Here is a 16,951-nt window from a genome sequence, read left to right as displayed (position 1 = left end):
TGATCAACAATGTCAAAGAACTCAAAGGCCGAAACCCTAAACCGCTCAACCCGCGTCGCCAATCTCGTCAGCGCCGCGCCTCGTCGGTGGAGGCGGGTTATAGGCCCCAGTAACAAACCTGTAAACACCTTTTTTCAAGTTTTCTGGAGATTTTGCCCGATTGTTTTTAGCGTCTGCAGAAGGGGCGGCGCAAACCCTTGTGTTTGGGTGGTTTGGCCAAGGGTTCAGCCAAATGCATGGTATGCACCACATGTGCGCATACCACCCCAAACCCCAGAGATTTTCAACTTTGACCGACCAATTACAATATGGAGTCCAATGACTTCGCTGCCAATGCGCACATAGCCGCGTTCAAAACGACACAAGATTTTCGCTTTTTAACAGAAAACAACTGGCGTAAGAGACTCGTAGCAAGTTCAAGCGGCGCACCGGGCAGTGCACACACCAATTGCCAGTGTTTTGCCGCAACATCACAAAAGGCAAAGCCCGTGTTCAAGATTCCCCACATCATCGCCCATCGCGGAGCTTCGGTTGAGGCCCCGGAAAATACCATTGCCGCATTCCGCGTCGCCGGTGCGCGCAATGCCAAATGGGTCGAGTGCGATGTGACACTGAGTGCCGACAATAAATGTGTCCTGATCCATGACGAGACACTTGAACGCACAACAAACGGCAAGGGGTCAATTCACCAAAGCGATCTTGCCACTTTGCGCGGGCTCGATGCCGGTGCCTGGTTTTCAGACATATATAAGGGTGAACGTATTCCGACCCTGACCGATACACTTGAAACGCTGTATTTTATGGAAATGGGTGCAAACCTTGAAATCAAGCCATCGGGCTGCGATCCGGTGCGTCTATGTCATGAAGTCATTGCCGAGTTAAAGCGCGCCAAAGACCTTCCAATCCTGATTTCAAGTTTCGATGATATTGCTGTTGCCGAAATGCGCAAACATGCACCTGAAATTCCATGTGGCTGGTTGCTTGAAACGCTGCCTGAGAACTGGAAAGCAGAGTACGACCGCCTGGGTGCATCCGCCATTCATATAGATCATGCCGCGCTGACACCGGTAAGTGCCGCCGAGATTGTCAAAGCCGGAGTGCCGCTTGTTTGTTATACAATTAATGAGGTTGATCGTGCGCGTGAACTGTTCGCATGGGGTGTTACATCCGTAATCACCGATGATCCAGCAAAACTGATCACGGCCATCCCCCATCGACCATTGCCGTCAACACGATAACTCGACACTTAAAAAGTCGTGTCCCAAAGGACATGAACAACCACGAACCGGCATCTCGCCACCACACCAGATTTTGATGCCTGGCTTTGCGGATATAAAATGATAAGGAAACGTTCCGATGACCATCGCCCCACAGGACGGGACACCGGCACCACCGCCTATTGAGCCAAAAGCATCCCCGACACCGCTTTATCCAAATAACCGGGTACGGCGTCACCTAAGCGAACTGTTCCGGCTTGCCCTGCCCGTCACCATTGCGCGGCTTGGCATGCTGATCATGTCGGTTGTCGACACCATTGTGGTTGGTAATTACGACAGCGCGGGACTGGCCTATCTTAATGTCGCCCATGCGCCGTTCACGACCTTGATGGTGACCGGAATCGGGCTCCTGACAGGGGTGATGATCCTGACGTCGCATGCGGTCGGGCGCGACAATATGATCGAAGCCGGTCTGGTCTGGCGAGGTGCGATGCCTTATGCCGTGCTGATCGGTATTCTGTTTACGATCCTGACGTGGCAATCGCAGTGGCTGTTTATCGCGACCGGTCAGCCTGATGACATCGCACAGAATGCAGGCGAGTTGGCAATGATCCTGTCGATCGGAATGCCCGCAGCCATGATTTATATTACCTGCGCGTTTTTCCTTGAAGGCTTGCAGCGCCCGTTACCTGGCATGATGATGATGATTGGTGCAAATGCGATCAATCTGGTTTTGGATTATGGTCTGGTTTACGGGGCCTTTGGCCTACCGGAACTGGGCGCTGAAGGTGCAGCATGGACATCAACCGTTATCCGCTGGTTCATGGCATTCAGTTTACTGGGTTATATTCTGTTGATGAAGAGCCATAGCCTTTATGGCATTCGCAATGGGTTTTCCGGCTGGTGGCAGGCATCGCACAAGGCACGCCATCTTGGATATGCCGCCGGTGCCAGCCAGGGCATGGAAACAAGTGCGTTTGCCGCCATGCAGCTTTTTGCCGGAAGGTTGGGTGTTGTTGCGGCCGCAAGCTATGGCATTGCCATGACAATGTTAGCCTTGATGTTCATGGTCGCCCTTGGACTGGCATCGGCCACCTCGGTTCGGGTTGGCATTGCCTATGGCCGACGCGATAGACCTGACATGGCACTTGCCGGCTGGGTCGGGCTTTTGACCACGATGGCGGTGATGTTTGTGTTAAGCGCGCCGCTTTATCTATTTCCTGATGCAGTTGCCCATCTGTTTACCAAAGATGGTGCGGTAATCGTGACGACCGTTTCGGTACTGGTTCTGATGCCGATTATCTTCCCAACCGACGGCGGGCAAAATGCGGCGATCAATGCATTGCGCGGTGCCGGGGACACATGGGCACCGACCATACTGCATCTGGTATCATATCTGTGCATCATGATCCCGGTGGGATATTACCTGACATTCACGCAAGGCATGGGGGTGCCTGGCCTGTTTTGGGGCATTGTGATTGCAAGCCTTGTCGCTGTAAGCGGCCTTGCGATCCGGTTCAAGATTGTATCAAGCCGACCGATTGCCGCCCACACGCATTAATCACGGCAAAAACAAAAAAGGTCGCCAGTACGATACTGGCGGACCTTTTTGCGTGTGAGACCTGTTCTGTGCGATCAGGCACGTGCCGCATCGAATGAACGACGCGGCATCAGCAGATCACAAAATGGCAAGACAAGTGTGTCAAACGCAGATGCCGCCCGGGCGGCATCAACGCGAATGATGTGCTGTTCGATATCGCGCTGGGTGGCAAGATCACTAAGCGGGGCCAGTTCGGGCAGGGTATCAACCAATGCCGCATAAAATTCCGATTGATCTTCGCGCGCCGTCCCAGAAGCGAGATTGCCCAGATGGTTATAAAGCGCCATCGCCAAAAACCAGCGACAATAGGGCATCAAACCTTGCAAGATTTCTGCACGTTGCTGTGGCTGAACATATTGCTGAAGGTCACTGTCGAGCCAAACGGCATTTTGCACACCGGCAACAAAGGCATTTCGCAACGCGGGATGTTCATCATTAAAGAAGACAGTCGTTAGCCACGCCGAGACATCATCAAGGGCCTTACGGCGGGCATCAGGTGTGGCAGTGCCTGAAAAATCCAACGCAGGCATTGGTGGCTGCCCCGACATAGCAAGACTTGCGACAGCAGGATCAATCAGCGCATAGGACAGCCAAGCCTGATGCCAAATGCGCATCGGGCGGAAATACGGCTCCTTTTCCATCCCACCGGCCTCAATCCAGCTTTCAATCAGATGCGCGCGGCCAAGTGCAATCCCCAGCCGCAGGGCATCTTCGAACCCCATCCCGTTTACGAGGAATGGCTCGCCGAGCATATCTTCAAGCAGTGGCAAAGAGGCTGCGACGTGATCAGACCGAAGCCCCGCACCAAGGGGCTGATAAAACCCTGATCCATCACCATGCCCCAAAACGGCACGTGCATGACGGGCAAAGTCCCCCCAGAAGACAAGCTTTACCGGCTCTGCACGCTTGCGCCACAATGGACGGGTCACATGCCAGTTTTCTGTTTCAAATTCAGCCAGTTTTGCTGTACCGCCAAGCCGTGCAAGTGGCTTGGCCACTGCCAATTCAAGGTCATCGACCGTTCCAACATGGCCAAGCGACAGGCGCCAACCTGGTTCTTCATGCGGATGACGATCAAGCCAAAGCATCGCAAACCCCGTGACGCCAGAACGTTGAGCAGCCGGTGCCACCAGATCAAAAAACAGCGAAAGCAGGGCAGGAATTTCGGGAACCGAATGATCAACCAAACCATCCCCGACAGCCCACGTTTTGATCATGACGTCATCGACATCTGGCCGATCGTGGAAAAAAGGCGGCAGGAAACCGGCATATTGGCCGTCGTTTTTGGATGCGTTGGTCATGGCAGCCTCGCAAACTGGAAAGATCATCAGTGCCGGGCACAGGATTGTGTGGCATGTGCGATCAGCTGATAAACAAGGATGCCAAAGGGGTCAATCACTGCCCGCTCATTGGTCATCCACGTCCAACGATGGTTACGCCCGTGTCAGCCCTGCGTGCCCATAGCTTGCTTCGCGATAGACCGACGGCGGCATGCTGGCCAACCTTCTGAAATCACGTGAAAAATGCGCATTGTCGGTAAACCCGCACCAAAAGCCGATTTCACCAACGGATAATGTCGTCCCGCACAGAAGACGACATGCTTCGCGCACCCGAACAAGACGCAGCAAATCGGAAAAACGACTGTTGGCATATTGCAGACGACGCTGCAGCGTCCGACCAGACGTATCAAGAGCAGCCGCCACATCGTCAATCGTCCAGCTTCGCCCGATGTCCTGCTCAAGAATGGTACAGAGCTGCTGGACAATAGGGCGCTGCGCCGAAATAGAAGGCGCCGTTCCGGGCATATTGGCCATAAACGGATAAGAGGAGGAAACCGGTTCGAAACTTTTCCAATTGATGCGAAACCGCAAACCGCGCCCATTAAACTTAAATTTCTCAATCAGACGTCCGTTGCGCATGACCGACACAGCGGGCCCGTGACTTGGCAAAATCGTACTATCAATGAAATCGGCCCCGACGGCCTCAAGCAACCCAATCAGGAACCCGTGCAACAACAGGTTTTCAACCCGCGCTGGAGGCTGACCACGCACGACACCGCGATGAAAGGTCATGGACTTCCCTGTGACCTGATAGTCGCTTCGCGCGCGCGCGTGGGAATATCCTTCGAGCCGGCGCCAGCGATCTGCAATCATGCCCGGTGTTGCAACATGGCGCAGCATGGTCAGGATCGGCGCTTGTTCCTTGGCCGCAAGATGCCGCCCAAGGCGCACAAGCACTGCCGGACCATTTGCCTCTTCGAGTGACAGCATGATACTGCGCAATTTGGCAGACGTAACTACCGTCCCTGCCGGCACAAGATCATAACCGCGCGGCAACCACGCCAACTGGCGGATCAACGCAACGTGCAAGCCGAATGAAACAAATTCCTGCATAAAACAGTACCAAAATTCAAAATATGGCGTGATCATACAAACTAATTATATGGCTGTCAGGGTCAGATTGGAAATGTCACGAAGCTGTTACATTGCATAATTGCTGCGATTGCGAAATCAGCGTTATGATTTTCACCCCCAAGCAGCCATTGCCTCACATTCCGGCGCATGTCAGTCTTGCGCATTCCCTCTCAAAATTGTTGGATAGCGCGCGTGATCAAGGTTCTTTTTGTATGTACTGGCAACATCTGCCGCTCGCCCACCGCAGATGGCGTGTTTACGGACATGGTTGCAGCGGCCGGTCTGTCTGAGCAGGTTACTGTCGATAGCTGCGGGCTTTCGGCCTATCATATTGGTGAATTACCTGACACACGGTCTCACGAAATGGCTCAAAGCCAGGGGTATGATCTTGGCCATATACGGTCGCGCAAAATCAAACCCGGCGACTACACAGAGTTTGACTATATTCTGGCCATGGATGACGGGCACCTGCGCGATATGCGCCGCCAGGCCCCTTCTACAAGCCAGCAGAAACTAAAACTCTTTTTGGATTACCATCCGGAATTATCCGGTCAAAGTGTTCCCGACCCCTATTTCGGTGGCCCGAACGGCTTCGTTGATGTGTTTGATATGATCGAAGAAACATCCCGTCGCCTATTGGCCCATATCCGCGATCAACACGGCATTTGATCCATGACCGATCCGACTTTGTCTCAACGGATCACGGATTTGACCGGGGCGAAAATCATTGCCCAATCACACCTGTCGGGCGGATGTGTTGCCAAGGTTATGCGGGTTGATCTGGATAACGGCCAGTCACTGGTTATTAAGGCGGGTGCCGACGCCAATCTGGATATAGAAGCCGCAATGCTGCGGTATCTGACAGACCATTCCCCCATTCCATGCCCGAATGTGTTGTATGGCGATTCTGGCTGTCTGGTGATGGAATTTATTGACAATGATGGTCATATGTCTGGATCGGTCCAACGTGATTTGGCCAAACAGCTTGCCAAACAACATGCTGTCACATCCGATCAATATGGATTGTCTTTTGATACATTGATTGGCGGACTGCACCAGCCAAATACCCGGAGCAAAAGCTGGATCACGTTTTTTGGCGAACATCGACTTCGATATATGGCAACGGTTGCCCATCAGGAAGGCATTTTGCCCGCACGTTTGGTAAACCGGATTGACAAGCTGATTGTAAAACTTGGCGATCTGATCGCGGAAAAACCGGCCGCGTCCTTGCTGCATGGTGACCTGTGGGGCGGCAACATTCTGTGTCACGACGATAAGATCGCAGGCCTTATTGATCCGGCGATCTATTATGGCGACCGTGAAATCGAACTTGCCTTTGGCACATTGTTCGGGGATCTGACGCCGGAATTTTTCAAACAGTACGATGAGGTGAGCAAGATTGAACCGGGCTTCTTCGAAGAACGCCGGGATTTGTATAATCTCTATCCATTATTGGTTCATGTTCGTTTATTTGGTGGATCTTATGTCGATTCCGTTGACCAAACTCTTTCGCGATTTGGGGTATAAGCTGCCAAAATCCTTATTAAACACACACAATGACAAAAGAAGCAGGGACAAGAGAGTTGAGAATTTTTATCGGGGCGGTCGTAGCCCTTACAATGACAGCAAGCATCACCGCCATTGCCCATGAAGGTGCGACGGGCGTTGTCAAGGAACGCATGGACGTCATGAAGGCAATTGGTCAGCAGGTAAAGATCATGGTGCCAATGATGAAAGGCACCTTACCTTATGACCCGGCGACGGTTGCCAAATCGGCAAGCATCATCGAATCCCATGCGGGCGAAACCTTTACCAAGCTTTTCCCCGAAGGAAGTGACAAACATCCATCCGAAGCTCTGCCTGAAATCTGGGACGACTGGTCAAAATTCACAGGTTTGGCTTCGCAACTTGAAAGCAACGCCGCGGCACTCAAAACCGTTGCCGCGAATAATGGCTCGGAAGATGACTTCAAAGGTGCGTTGGGCAACGTGCTTAAGACATGCAAATCCTGTCATAGCAATTTCCGCGAATAAGTCATGCACGCCCTGTGAACGACACATTATGTAATCGATCTTGCAAAATTAAAGGCCGCAGCATGATGCTGCGGCCTTTGTCACTCACATCGATCTGATCAACCGATTATCGACCGATCATCGCAAAGAATTCACGGCGTGTGATTGGATCATCGCGAAACGCGCCAAGCATGCGGCTGGTCACCATGGAAACGCCGGTTTTATGGACACCGCGTGTGCTCATGCATTGATGATTGGCATCAATCACAACAGCAACACCAAGGGGGTCCAGTTCTTCCTGAATGGTGTTGGCGACCTGTGCGGTCATCTTTTCCTGAATCTGCAGGCGCTTGGAATACACTTCGACCACGCGGGCAAGTTTTGAAATCCCCACAACCCGTTTGCGCGGCAAATACGCAACATGGGCAACCCCGATGATCGGAACCATGTGGTGTTCACAATAAGATTCGACACGGATATCACGCAGCACGACCATTTCGTCATAGCCGTCGGTTTCTTCAAAGGTACGACGCAAGATTTCCGCCGGGTCCTGCTGATAACCGGCAAAAAACTCGCCATAGGAGCGCGCCACGCGGTCCGGCGTTCCAAGCAGACCTTCGCGCTCGGGGTCATCACCTGCCCAACGAAGAAGGGTGCGAACGGCTTCTTCTGCTTCTTCACGTGTCGGACGTTTTACCGCACTGTGTTCGCTGCACATACTAAATCCTTTTTATCTTTTCCTTGCGGGATTGCATCCCGGCTTGGTGGGGCTCCTGACCCGCATTTATATCAATTTACCGTATGTTGCCCATGGGGACTATCAAGTGAAAAGGCCGGAATCTGAATATCAAAATGATTCCCGTCCATATCTGTCATCTCGTAAGTCCCGACCATAAATCCGCTCGGCGTGGCCAATGGTGCGCCACTTGTGTAATTAAAGCTCTCCCCTTCGGCCAGCACTGGTTGCTCCCCGATGACGCCGGGGCCTTTGACTTCCTGAGTCTCCCCGCGTGAGTCAGTGATACGCCAGTAGCGGTTCAGCAACTGCACGGTTTTTGATCCCAGATTTTCAATCTCAATCCGATAGGCCCAGATATAACGATGGGTGTCCGGATCGGACTGGTCTTCAAGGAATACGGGCTGTACCGAAACCTTGATTTCGTTGGTCACGGTTGAATACATGCAATTCTCCAGGCCAATTTATTTCCAGTCCATCTTCCTCAGCCAAGATCACTGTTGATGACGCATATGTAGACAGTTCAGAGCCACAGTGCCAGATACCTGACATAATTTGCTTAGCTGTTTCGTGCACAGACCAAAATAATGGCCCGAAACGAAACGGCCCGCACTGTTTTGTACGGGCCGAATTCCGAAAAGTTCAACACATACTGCCCGCCCCTAAACGGCCAAAGCGGCAAGCAAGTCTTCTTTAAGGTCGTCGACATCTTCTAGGCCAACCGAAAGGCGCAGCATGCCTTCGGTAATGCCCATGACCACCTTGTCCTCGGCCGGGACGCGCTGATGCGTTGTCGTCCAAGGATGGGTCGCAAGACTTTTGGCGTCTCCGAGGTTGTTGGAGATATCAATCAGCTTGAGGTTATCAAGCAGCGAAAACGCCGCCGCCTTGCCCCCTGCAAGTTCGACCGCAATAAGCCCGCCACCGCGACCTGACATTTGTTTCATCGCCAGCTCATGCTGTGGATGGCTTTTGAGTGCTGGATATATAACGCGCGACACACCCGGCTGTTCCGACAGGAATTCAGCCAAGGCGGTTGCATTGCGAATATGTTGATCGACACGCAGGCTAAGCGTTTCAAGCCCTTTAAGCAGAACCCATGCATTGAACGGGCTCATGCTTGGACCGGTGTGGCGCAAGAATGTTGTCAAATGATCATCATGCCATTCTTTGTCGTTAAACAGAATGGCACCGCCAAGACACCGTCCCTGACCATCAATGTGTTTCGTTGCCGAATACACAACAATATCAGCACCAAGCTCCATCGGCTTTTGCAGGACCGGGGTAGCAAAAACGTTGTCGACAACCACCTTTGCCCCAGCCTTATGCGCCAGATCGGCAACGAAGGCGATATCAATGACTTCAAGTGTCGGATTGGATGGTGTTTCAAGAAACACCGCATCTGCTGGCTTGGACAATGCCTTTTCCCAAGCAGCATGATCGGTGCCATCAACTAGTTCGGTTTCAATACCAAATCGCGGCAAAAGCGTTGTCAAAATGAACTCGCACGATCCAAACAGTGCACGCGAACCAACCACTCGGCCACCGGCCTTGGTGCATGCGATCAACGCATTCCAAACCGCCGACATGCCCGATGCAGTTGCGCGGCAATATTTTGCCCCCTCAATCAGAGCAAGGCGTTCTTCGAACATCCCGACGGTCGGATTGGCGAAACGTGAATACACAAACCGTTCCGGTCCGCTACCATCAAAGGAGGCCTCAGCCTCGGCAGCACTTTCGTAAACATAGCCGGAATTCATGAAGATGGCTTCGGAGGTCTCGCAGAAACCGCTTCGTTCGGTTCCACCCCGGACAGAACGGGTAGCTGCGCGCCAGTTATCTGAAGCCTTTTTTTCGGTCGTCATCGTCTTGCTCCTACATGCCCGGTCATATTGGTATGATCCGGACACAAAAAAACCCTGACCGGCATGAATGGGTCAGGGCCGAAGCCATGTATCCCCTCTTTAGCGATTTTTTACGTGGTCGCAAGCCGGTCGACAAATCCCACGAAGTGCGCAGACGATACGACCAGACTTTCGTAAGGTCAAGAACCTCTGACTGCTCAATTTTGCGCAGAGGCATGTCAGATAGCAAAGTAACCGGCTAACAAACGGTTCACGCAATGGTGAAAGCAGTTCAGAAGCCAAGGACAAGATTTCGTTCTAATCTGCTGGAAATTAATGCAATCCTGTATTTGAGGTTTTGCGCCCCAGTTTATGCAAATGCGTGAAACGAATGACCAAGTCCAGCTTAATGGCGCCTGATTTGACCGACAAAAAATCCAACCAATCTCCAGCCCCCCAATCTGGTGCGCAACCAATTTGGCGCAAACTATGGCCTGTTGCAGTCTTGCTTGCAGGATTGGGAGTTGCCTGGTCTGCTGGGGTTCTTGATTTTCTATCATTTGATACCCTGCGCGAAAACCGCGATATTTTGCGCGACTTTGTCACCAGTAATCCAGTTTCAAGCGTCATAACGTTTATGGCTATTTATGCCGTTTCCGTCGCACTTTCCTTACCAATCGGATCTCTTTTGACGATTGCGGGCGGCTTTATGTTTGGTGTCTGGCTTGGCACGGCCTATGTCGTGATCGCAGCGACCCTTGGCGCGGTCATTGTTTATCTTGCGGCACGCTATGCGCTTTATGATCTGATGCATGCCAAGGCAGGCAACGCCATCCGCAAGATGGAAAAGGGCTTTGCCGAAGATGCCTTAAGCTATCTTATGGTCCTGCGTCTGATCCCGATTTTCCCGTTCTGGCTGGTGAACCTCGTCCCGGCCCTTTTGGGAGTCAAAATACGATCCTTTGTGCTCGGTACGATCGTTGGCATCATCCCGGGCACATTTGTTTATGTTTCAATCGGTGATGGGTTGGGTGCACTGTTTGATCAGGGCAAAACACCCGATCTGGGTGTGATCTTCGAACCCCGGATTCTAACCCCGATCATTGGCCTTGCCGTTTTGGCAATGCTGCCCGTTGCCTATAAAAAACTCCGCAAAAACAAGAACAGGGTCCCATCCAATGAGTGATGTCATCAAAACCGATATCTGTGTCATTGGGGCAGGGTCTGGCGGGCTTTCAGTTGCCGCCGGTGCCGTGCAAATGGGGGCAGATGTCGTCCTTATTGAAAAGGGCAAAATGGGCGGTGATTGCCTTAATACCGGGTGTATTCCGTCCAAGGCGCTGCTGGCAGCCGGTCACGCTGCACATAATGCCAGAACCGCATCGCGATTTGGCATTTCAACCGGACCAGTCGACGTTGATTTTGCCAAGGCGATGGATCATGTGCACAGCGTGATCGCCGGAGTTGCTCCGCATGATTCGGTTGCACGGTTCGAAGAACTTGGATGCACTGTCATTCAGGGCGAAGCAAAATTCACCTCCCCGCGTGAACTCGTTGCCGATGGCAAAACCATTCAGGCCAAGCGATTTGTCATCGCCACAGGATCACGTGCGGCCATTCCGCCAATCGACGGATTGGAAAACATTCCCTACTTTACCAATGAAACCATCTTTGAAAACAAAACATGCCCGGATCATTTGATCATCATCGGTGGTGGCCCCATTGGACTTGAAATGGCGCAAGCCCACCGGCAACTGGGCGCAAAAGTCACCATCATTGAGATGATGACGATCCTGCCCAAAGACGATCATGATATGGTTAATGTGGTCCGTACCGAGATTGAAGCATCGGGGATCAGCCTTTACGAAAACGCCAAAACTCAGCGGGTCGAATTGAACGGTGATCAAATCCGTGTCGTAATCGAACAGAACGGTGCCGATATTACCATCGAAGGCAGCCACCTGTTACTGGCAACAGGACGCGCGCCAAACGTTGAGAACCTTGGCCTTGATGATGCCGGCGTTGCTTTTGACCGACGCGGTATTGAGGTTGACGCGCGCTTACGCACAACAAACCGGAAAATATTTGCCCTCGGCGATGTTACAGGTGGACTGCAATTTACCCACATGGCGGGATATGACGCAGGCATTGTCATTCGCAATGCTCTGTTCCGCTTACCCGCAAAGGTTAACCACAGCGCGGTACCGTGGGTGACGTATACCAGCCCGGAACTTGCCCAAGTGGGCCTGAATGAAACAGCTGCACGTGAAAAATTTGGCGATAACATTCGGGTTGCAACTTGGGACTACGCAGAAAATGACCGCGCGCGGACCGAAGATGCCACAATCGGTTTCATCAAGGTCATCACCACCCCGAAAGGCCGCATTCTCGGGGCTGGCATTGTTGGGCGTCAGGCCGGGGAATTGATTGGCATCTGGACGTTGGCGATTTCACAAAAAATGAAAATAGGTGCAATGGCTGGCGTTATTGCCCCTTACCCAACCCTTGGCGAGCTTTCAAAACGTGTTGCCGGTGCGTGGTACACACCCAGCCTGTTTAGCGAGAAAACGCGCAAGATTGTTCGGTTCCTGTTGAAGCTTGGATAAAACACTGTTTGTTCCCAAGTTTCTGTATCTCTGTACATTTTTGATCGTCTCTGGCTAACATTCCCTATGGAAAGACCGCATCTTAAACTGCCCCCATGGGCCAAATCGCTGTCGGCACGCTTGCTCGTGCTGACGGTCAGTTTTGTGATGCTCGCAGAAGTCTTCGTTTTCGCCCCGTCGGTTGCACGTTTTCGCATCGACTGGCTAGAAGCCCATCTTGATTCGGCATATCTGGCTGCCCTTGCGCTGGAAGCAACCCCAGATCAAATGATCCCCGATGATCTGGAAAAAGAACTGCTATCCAATGCCGGGATCGAGGCCGTCATCCTGCGGCGCGAAGATCGAAAATTGCTGCTGCAGCGTGACGATATGCCCGCAAAGATCGACAAGGATGTCGATTTAACCAGCTTTTCCATTCCAATGGCCTTGCTCGAAGGGTTTTCCACCCTGACCCAAACCGGTAACCGGATGCTGCGTGTTATCGGCATGCCGTCCATGGCCCCGACTTTCGAAATCGAGATCCTCGTCCATGAAAAAACCCTGACTGAGGCAATGCGCGATTTTGGCTGGCGGGTCATGGGATTGTCTTTGATGATTTCGTTCTTTACCGCCGGGCTGGTTTATTTTGCGCTTAATCGCATGATGGTCCTGCCAATGCGGACATTAACCCGTGACATGATCCGGTTTCGTGAAACGCCACAGGATAAAAGTGCTGTTATCGATCCGGGCCATCGGGATGATGAAATCGGTGTCGCCCGTCAGGAACTGGCAAGTATGCAACAAGACCTGCAAGCCATGCTTAATCAACGAAGAAGACTCGCAGCACTTGGCACGGCGGCCACAAAAATCAGCCATGATCTGCGTAACGCATTGGCCACATCCATGCTGATGACTGAACAGCTTGCCAAAAGTCAGGATGACGAAGTCCGCGCGGTTGTGCCACGCTTGTTGTCATCGATGGAAAGGGCGGTTTACATCAGCGAACAGACATTGTCCTTTGCGCGTGAAACTCCGCCACCGCGTGATTTGGTGAAATTCACACTTGTCGAACTGATCGAAGAAATCCGCGATCAGATTTTGCTGCAAAAATCCGACCCACTTTTGGACGGCGCAGCCGAGAGTGAAACGAAACTGTCGCTGCCGTGCACGGCACAGGTCGACATTGATCTGCCCGACGATGTCATGCTTGAAGCAGATTATGACATGTTGTTTCGCGCCTTTAGCAATCTGATGCGCAACCCGCTAGAAGCTGGTGCCGACACTGTATGGGTGTCCGTCCAAAAAGCGCACGATCATATTGAAGCCCGTCAAGACGGCCATTTCATTGAGGTTTTGATCTCTGATAACGGACCGGGATTGGCAGAGAAGGCGATCAAGAACCTGTTCATCCCGTTTGCAGCCAGCGGTCGTCAAGGGGGCACTGGACTTGGTCTTGCCATCGCACGGGAATTGATCGCTGTTCACAATGGCGATCTTCGTCTTGCGGCAACAGGACCAGATGGCGCGATATTCTGTGTGAAACTGCCGGTTTCTTCCTGATTTTGTGGTGCGGCCAATCGTACCACACAGGATTAATAGCTTTAAGCTATCATAATTTAAATAATATTCGATTTTACCTTTTATGACTGATTTGGCACCTTGGCCTTAAGGCGATGCCGGGCCAAAATCCCGATCCCCGATCCGCTCCTGACCCAAGGTTCGGTATCGCCTGACTTTCTTTCCCTCAGCCATACCACCCAACAACATCACCTCCGAACGCCATCAGACCGGACGCACAAACGAACGCCGAATATCGTCGATTTCGGGTCGTAAAAAACACCCATCCGCATGATCATTGATCAGTCCCATGGCCTGCATAAAGGCAAAGACAGTGGTTGGGCCAACAAATTTCCATCCGCGTTTTTTTAAATCCTTGGACAAGGCAATGGATGTTGGGGATGTCGACATCGTTTGTGGAATGGCAACCTCATCGGCGTCAGGTTCGAATCGCCAGAAATAGGCTGCCAGTGATCCTTCGCGTTCGATCATTTCACAGGCGCGTTTGGCATTATTGATGGCCGCTTCGATCTTGCCGCGATGTCGAATGATACCTGCATCTTGCAACAATCGTTCAACATCTTTGTCATCAAACGTCGCAAGCTTGTAAAAGTCAAAACCCTCAAACGCCGCGCGAAAGTTCTCACGTTTGGTCAGGATCGTGCGCCAGCTTAATCCCGACTGAAATCCTTCCAGACAGATTTTCTCAAACAGCCGACGATCATCGGTTACCGGAAAACCCCATTCGGTGTCGTGGTAGACGTTGAATTCCGGCGCAGAATCGCACCATGCACAACGGCACTTTCCGTCTGTACCGATTGTTGTTTTGCTCATGGCTCACCCCATCAGAAAGTTAAGGCGTTCATCTGCCCGTGCCGGTGTGATCTCAAGAATTTCCGCCGTTACAATCCCTTCAACAATAAACGGATCATTCTTGACGCGGGCTTCAAGCGCGTCGCGCGCTATCGCATGTGCAAGGATCGCACCTCCCATATTGGGCTGCAAACTTCCCACCATAAGAAACACCCCGTCATCAAACCCCTGCTTGATCCAGGCCTTATGCCCATCCATGAATTCGGGCGCCCTTGCACGGTGCTCCGCAAACCTCAAAAAGACAGTGAACATGGTTTTCTCCCTGTTTTGATCTTTAATATCAACGGAATGGGGGTGTGGTGTACAGTTAGGTCAATACTTTCCAACCGACGCTATCTGTTCATCAAGCCAGAGACACATCAGCTCCACTTCGCTACGCAAGAAAGCATCATCGTTAAAGGCATTGGCGAGAGTTGCCACCCCCTGACTGCGACCAAGAATGTGCATCGCAAGAAAATCTGACCTTCCCGCAAATCCCAGCCGCTCGAATTGCCGACTGAGCCAGCTTCGAAACAGGGTAAAGAGCGATGCGGCATCGCTTTGAGCCGCATGGTTCAGTTTCGCCAGCTCTGATGACAGCGCTCCAACCGGGCATCCGAATTTTCGGATTTTCTCACCGTTGACGATCAGGATGTGGATGAAACTACGGATGCGATCCGCCGGGTCATCACCCTCAATCTCCCAACGATCAAGCATCTGTTCGGTATTGGCCAAACGATGGTTGATAACACCATCAAGGATGTCGTCCTTGGTTTTGAAATGGTGGTAAAAATTTCCCCGCGATATACCGACAGCCAATGCAATATCGGCAAACGAAGTCGCCTCAAACCCCTGTTGATAAAACAGAATATCCGCTGTTTCAATGATCCGGTCCCGGGTCGCGATAGCCATTCGAAAATTCCTAACCAACTCAGACCTGCAATGAATGCCTGATGCCGTTAACTCACAGTCACCAAAATTACCCGCCTAGGACAATCGTCCTAAATATGAAATTAGGTCAAATGTCCTATTTTGTCAATTCCACATCATGAAAGCCTCGTCAGGTAAACTATCTGACGAGGCTTTGGATTGATAAAGACATGATATTTTAAGCTGAAGCGGTCCTAATCCCGCCAGAAAGCCGGGAACAGCAGCACGAGAACGGTAAAGACTTCCAATCGCCCGATCAGCATCCCGATCGACATCAACCATTTTGCACCATCGGGCAGTGTCGCGAAATTCCCCGACGGACCAACAATCGGGCCCAGTCCCGGCCCCACATTGGCAATCGCGGTCCCGGCACTGGAAACAGCTGTGATGAAATCAAGCCCCATTGCACCAAGGCCCGCCGCCAGCACGATAAAACAGAAAACAAACAGGAAGAAGAAGCTCAAAACAGATTCAGTAACGTCTTCCGACAGGGGTTTACGGTTATAATAGGCAATGAAAACGCCGTGCGGACGTAGCATGTGCGACAGCTGAACTTTTGCGATTTCATACAAAACCTGCAGGCGGAAAATCTTCACCCCACATGTGGTCGATCCGGCACAGCCACCGATAAACATCACAAAGAAAAATACCGTAACGGCAAACGGACCCCAAAGCCCGTAATCGGTCGTCGCATAGCCCGTTCCGGTCATGACGGACACAATATTGAACGACGTATAGCGCAATGCGGTCAGGAATGGCACGGCATTGGTTTCCGAATGCCAAAAGGCAAGGCCAAGAATAATCGAAGACGCGATGGTGATGAACCAGCGCACCTGACTATCGCGAAAAAGTGCTCTTCCGCGTCCGCGCAACATCTGAAGATACAAAATGAACGGCAACGCCCCCGTCGCCATGCCAAGGGTGATGATGACATCAATCGCGGCACTATCAAAATGCCCAACCGATGCATCCTTGGTCGAAAACCCGCCGGTGGCAATCGTCGTCATCGCATGGGCAATCGCATCAAATTGCGACATTCCCGCCCACCAAAGCATGATGGCCCAAAGCGCGGTAAAGCTAAGGTATAGAACCGCAATGCCCATGGCGATCTGGGTTGCACGTGGAAAGGCCTTGTCGGATTTGTCGGAGTTTTCCATGCGGAAAAGCTGCATACCACCAACACGCAGCATCGGCATGACGGCAA

17 protein-coding genes and 1 riboswitch are annotated in these 16,951 nt (G+C 52.0%); of the genes, 8 read left to right on the top strand and 9 right to left on the bottom strand.

Annotated features, from left to right (window positions below; genetic code table 11):
* Window positions 1-488 precede the first annotated feature (488 nt).
* Complete coding sequence (locus tag AMM48_RS21975) at window positions 489-1,238, top strand: glycerophosphodiester phosphodiesterase family protein (protein ID WP_102785823.1); 750 nt, start codon at window positions 489-491, stop codon at window positions 1,236-1,238.
* A gap of 118 nt (window positions 1,239-1,356) precedes the next feature.
* On the top strand, window positions 1,357-2,778 hold the full coding sequence (locus tag AMM48_RS21970; protein WP_102785822.1) for an MATE family efflux transporter: 1,422 nt from the start codon (window positions 1,357-1,359) through the stop codon (window positions 2,776-2,778).
* 74 nt (window positions 2,779-2,852) lie between these two features.
* Here the strand turns inward: AMM48_RS21970 and AMM48_RS21965 are convergent, their stop codons facing one another.
* Window positions 2,853-4,118 carry a hypothetical protein gene (locus AMM48_RS21965; RefSeq protein ID WP_102785825.1) on the bottom strand — a complete coding sequence of 422 codons (1,266 nt, stop codon included), beginning with the start codon at window positions 4,116-4,118 and terminating at the stop codon, window positions 2,853-2,855.
* Window positions 4,119-4,250: 132 nt separating this feature from the next.
* Window positions 4,251-5,210: an AraC family transcriptional regulator gene (locus AMM48_RS21960; RefSeq protein WP_102785824.1), complete on the bottom strand. Its 960-nt coding sequence runs from the start codon at window positions 5,208-5,210 to the stop codon at window positions 4,251-4,253.
* A 213-nt stretch (window positions 5,211-5,423) separates the two neighbouring features.
* Here AMM48_RS21960 and AMM48_RS21955 point away from each other — a divergent pair, with 213 nt between their 5' ends.
* The 3 genes from AMM48_RS21955 to AMM48_RS21945 are packed head-to-tail and all read left to right on the top strand — an operon-like array spanning window position 5,424 to window position 7,264.
* Complete coding sequence (locus AMM48_RS21955) at window positions 5,424-5,900, top strand: low molecular weight protein-tyrosine-phosphatase (protein WP_102785821.1); 477 nt, start codon at window positions 5,424-5,426, stop codon at window positions 5,898-5,900.
* A 3-nt stretch (window positions 5,901-5,903) separates the two neighbouring features.
* Complete coding sequence (locus AMM48_RS21950; protein WP_102785820.1) at window positions 5,904-6,758, top strand: fructosamine kinase family protein; 855 nt, start codon at window positions 5,904-5,906, stop codon at window positions 6,756-6,758.
* A 56-nt stretch (window positions 6,759-6,814) separates the two neighbouring features.
* Complete coding sequence (locus tag AMM48_RS21945) at window positions 6,815-7,264, top strand: cytochrome c (protein ID WP_158246509.1); 450 nt, start codon at window positions 6,815-6,817, stop codon at window positions 7,262-7,264.
* 106 nt (window positions 7,265-7,370) lie between these two features.
* Here the strand turns inward: AMM48_RS21945 and folE are convergent, their stop codons facing one another.
* The 3 genes from folE to metZ all read right to left on the bottom strand — a co-directional run bounded on the left by folE (window position 7,371) and on the right by metZ (window position 9,844).
* Window positions 7,371-7,961 (bottom strand): GTP cyclohydrolase I FolE, encoded by a 591-nt coding sequence (gene folE / locus AMM48_RS21940; RefSeq protein WP_102785818.1) that lies wholly within the window; start codon window positions 7,959-7,961, stop codon window positions 7,371-7,373.
* Between the two features lie 71 nt (window positions 7,962-8,032).
* Window positions 8,033-8,425, bottom strand: a complete 393-nt coding sequence (gene apaG / locus AMM48_RS21935) for a Co2+/Mg2+ efflux protein ApaG (RefSeq protein ID WP_022733828.1) — start codon at window positions 8,423-8,425, stop codon at window positions 8,033-8,035.
* A 216-nt stretch (window positions 8,426-8,641) separates the two neighbouring features.
* On the bottom strand, window positions 8,642-9,844 hold the full coding sequence (metZ, locus tag AMM48_RS21930; protein WP_102785817.1) for an O-succinylhomoserine sulfhydrylase: 1,203 nt from the start codon (window positions 9,842-9,844) through the stop codon (window positions 8,642-8,644).
* Window positions 9,845-9,926: 82 nt separating this feature from the next.
* Window positions 9,927-9,997, bottom strand: a riboswitch (SAM riboswitch).
* A gap of 217 nt (window positions 9,998-10,214) precedes the next feature.
* Here metZ and AMM48_RS21925 point away from each other — a divergent pair.
* From AMM48_RS21925 to AMM48_RS21915, 3 genes are all read left to right on the top strand, one after another.
* Window positions 10,215-11,009 (top strand): TVP38/TMEM64 family protein, encoded by a 795-nt coding sequence (locus tag AMM48_RS21925; protein WP_102785816.1) that lies wholly within the window; start codon window positions 10,215-10,217, stop codon window positions 11,007-11,009.
* Entirely contained in the window at window positions 11,002-12,429 is a 1,428-nt protein-coding gene (locus tag AMM48_RS21920; protein WP_102785815.1) for an FAD-dependent oxidoreductase, read from the top strand. Before AMM48_RS21925 ends, AMM48_RS21920 begins: the two co-directional genes overlap by 8 nt.
* Window positions 12,430-12,495: 66 nt before the next feature.
* Window positions 12,496-13,968 carry a HAMP domain-containing sensor histidine kinase gene (locus tag AMM48_RS21915; protein WP_102785814.1) on the top strand — a complete coding sequence of 491 codons (1,473 nt, stop codon included), beginning with the start codon at window positions 12,496-12,498 and terminating at the stop codon, window positions 13,966-13,968.
* 222 nt (window positions 13,969-14,190) lie between these two features.
* Here AMM48_RS21915 and AMM48_RS21910 read toward each other — a convergent pair whose 3' ends face one another.
* The 4 genes from AMM48_RS21910 to AMM48_RS21895 all read right to left on the bottom strand — a co-directional run.
* Window positions 14,191-14,799, bottom strand: a complete 609-nt coding sequence (locus tag AMM48_RS21910; RefSeq protein ID WP_102785813.1) for a DNA-3-methyladenine glycosylase I — start codon at window positions 14,797-14,799, stop codon at window positions 14,191-14,193.
* A gap of 3 nt (window positions 14,800-14,802) precedes the next feature.
* Window positions 14,803-15,090, bottom strand: coding sequence for a hypothetical protein (locus AMM48_RS21905; RefSeq protein WP_102785812.1), 288 nt, complete (start codon window positions 15,088-15,090; stop codon window positions 14,803-14,805).
* Between the two features lie 60 nt (window positions 15,091-15,150).
* Window positions 15,151-15,729 carry a TetR/AcrR family transcriptional regulator gene (locus AMM48_RS21900; protein WP_102785811.1) on the bottom strand — a complete coding sequence of 193 codons (579 nt, stop codon included), beginning with the start codon at window positions 15,727-15,729 and terminating at the stop codon, window positions 15,151-15,153.
* 212 nt (window positions 15,730-15,941) lie between these two features.
* A partial coding sequence (locus AMM48_RS21895) for a TrkH family potassium uptake protein (RefSeq protein WP_146030443.1) occupies window positions 15,942-16,951 on the bottom strand: 1,010 nt, incomplete at its 5' end.

It is taken from the genome of Thalassospira sp. GB04J01 (genome assembly GCF_000751115.1).
GTDB classification, from domain to species: domain Bacteria; phylum Pseudomonadota; class Alphaproteobacteria; order Rhodospirillales; family Thalassospiraceae; genus Thalassospira; species Thalassospira lucentensis.
This window is presented reverse-complemented; position numbering and strand designations above follow the sequence as displayed.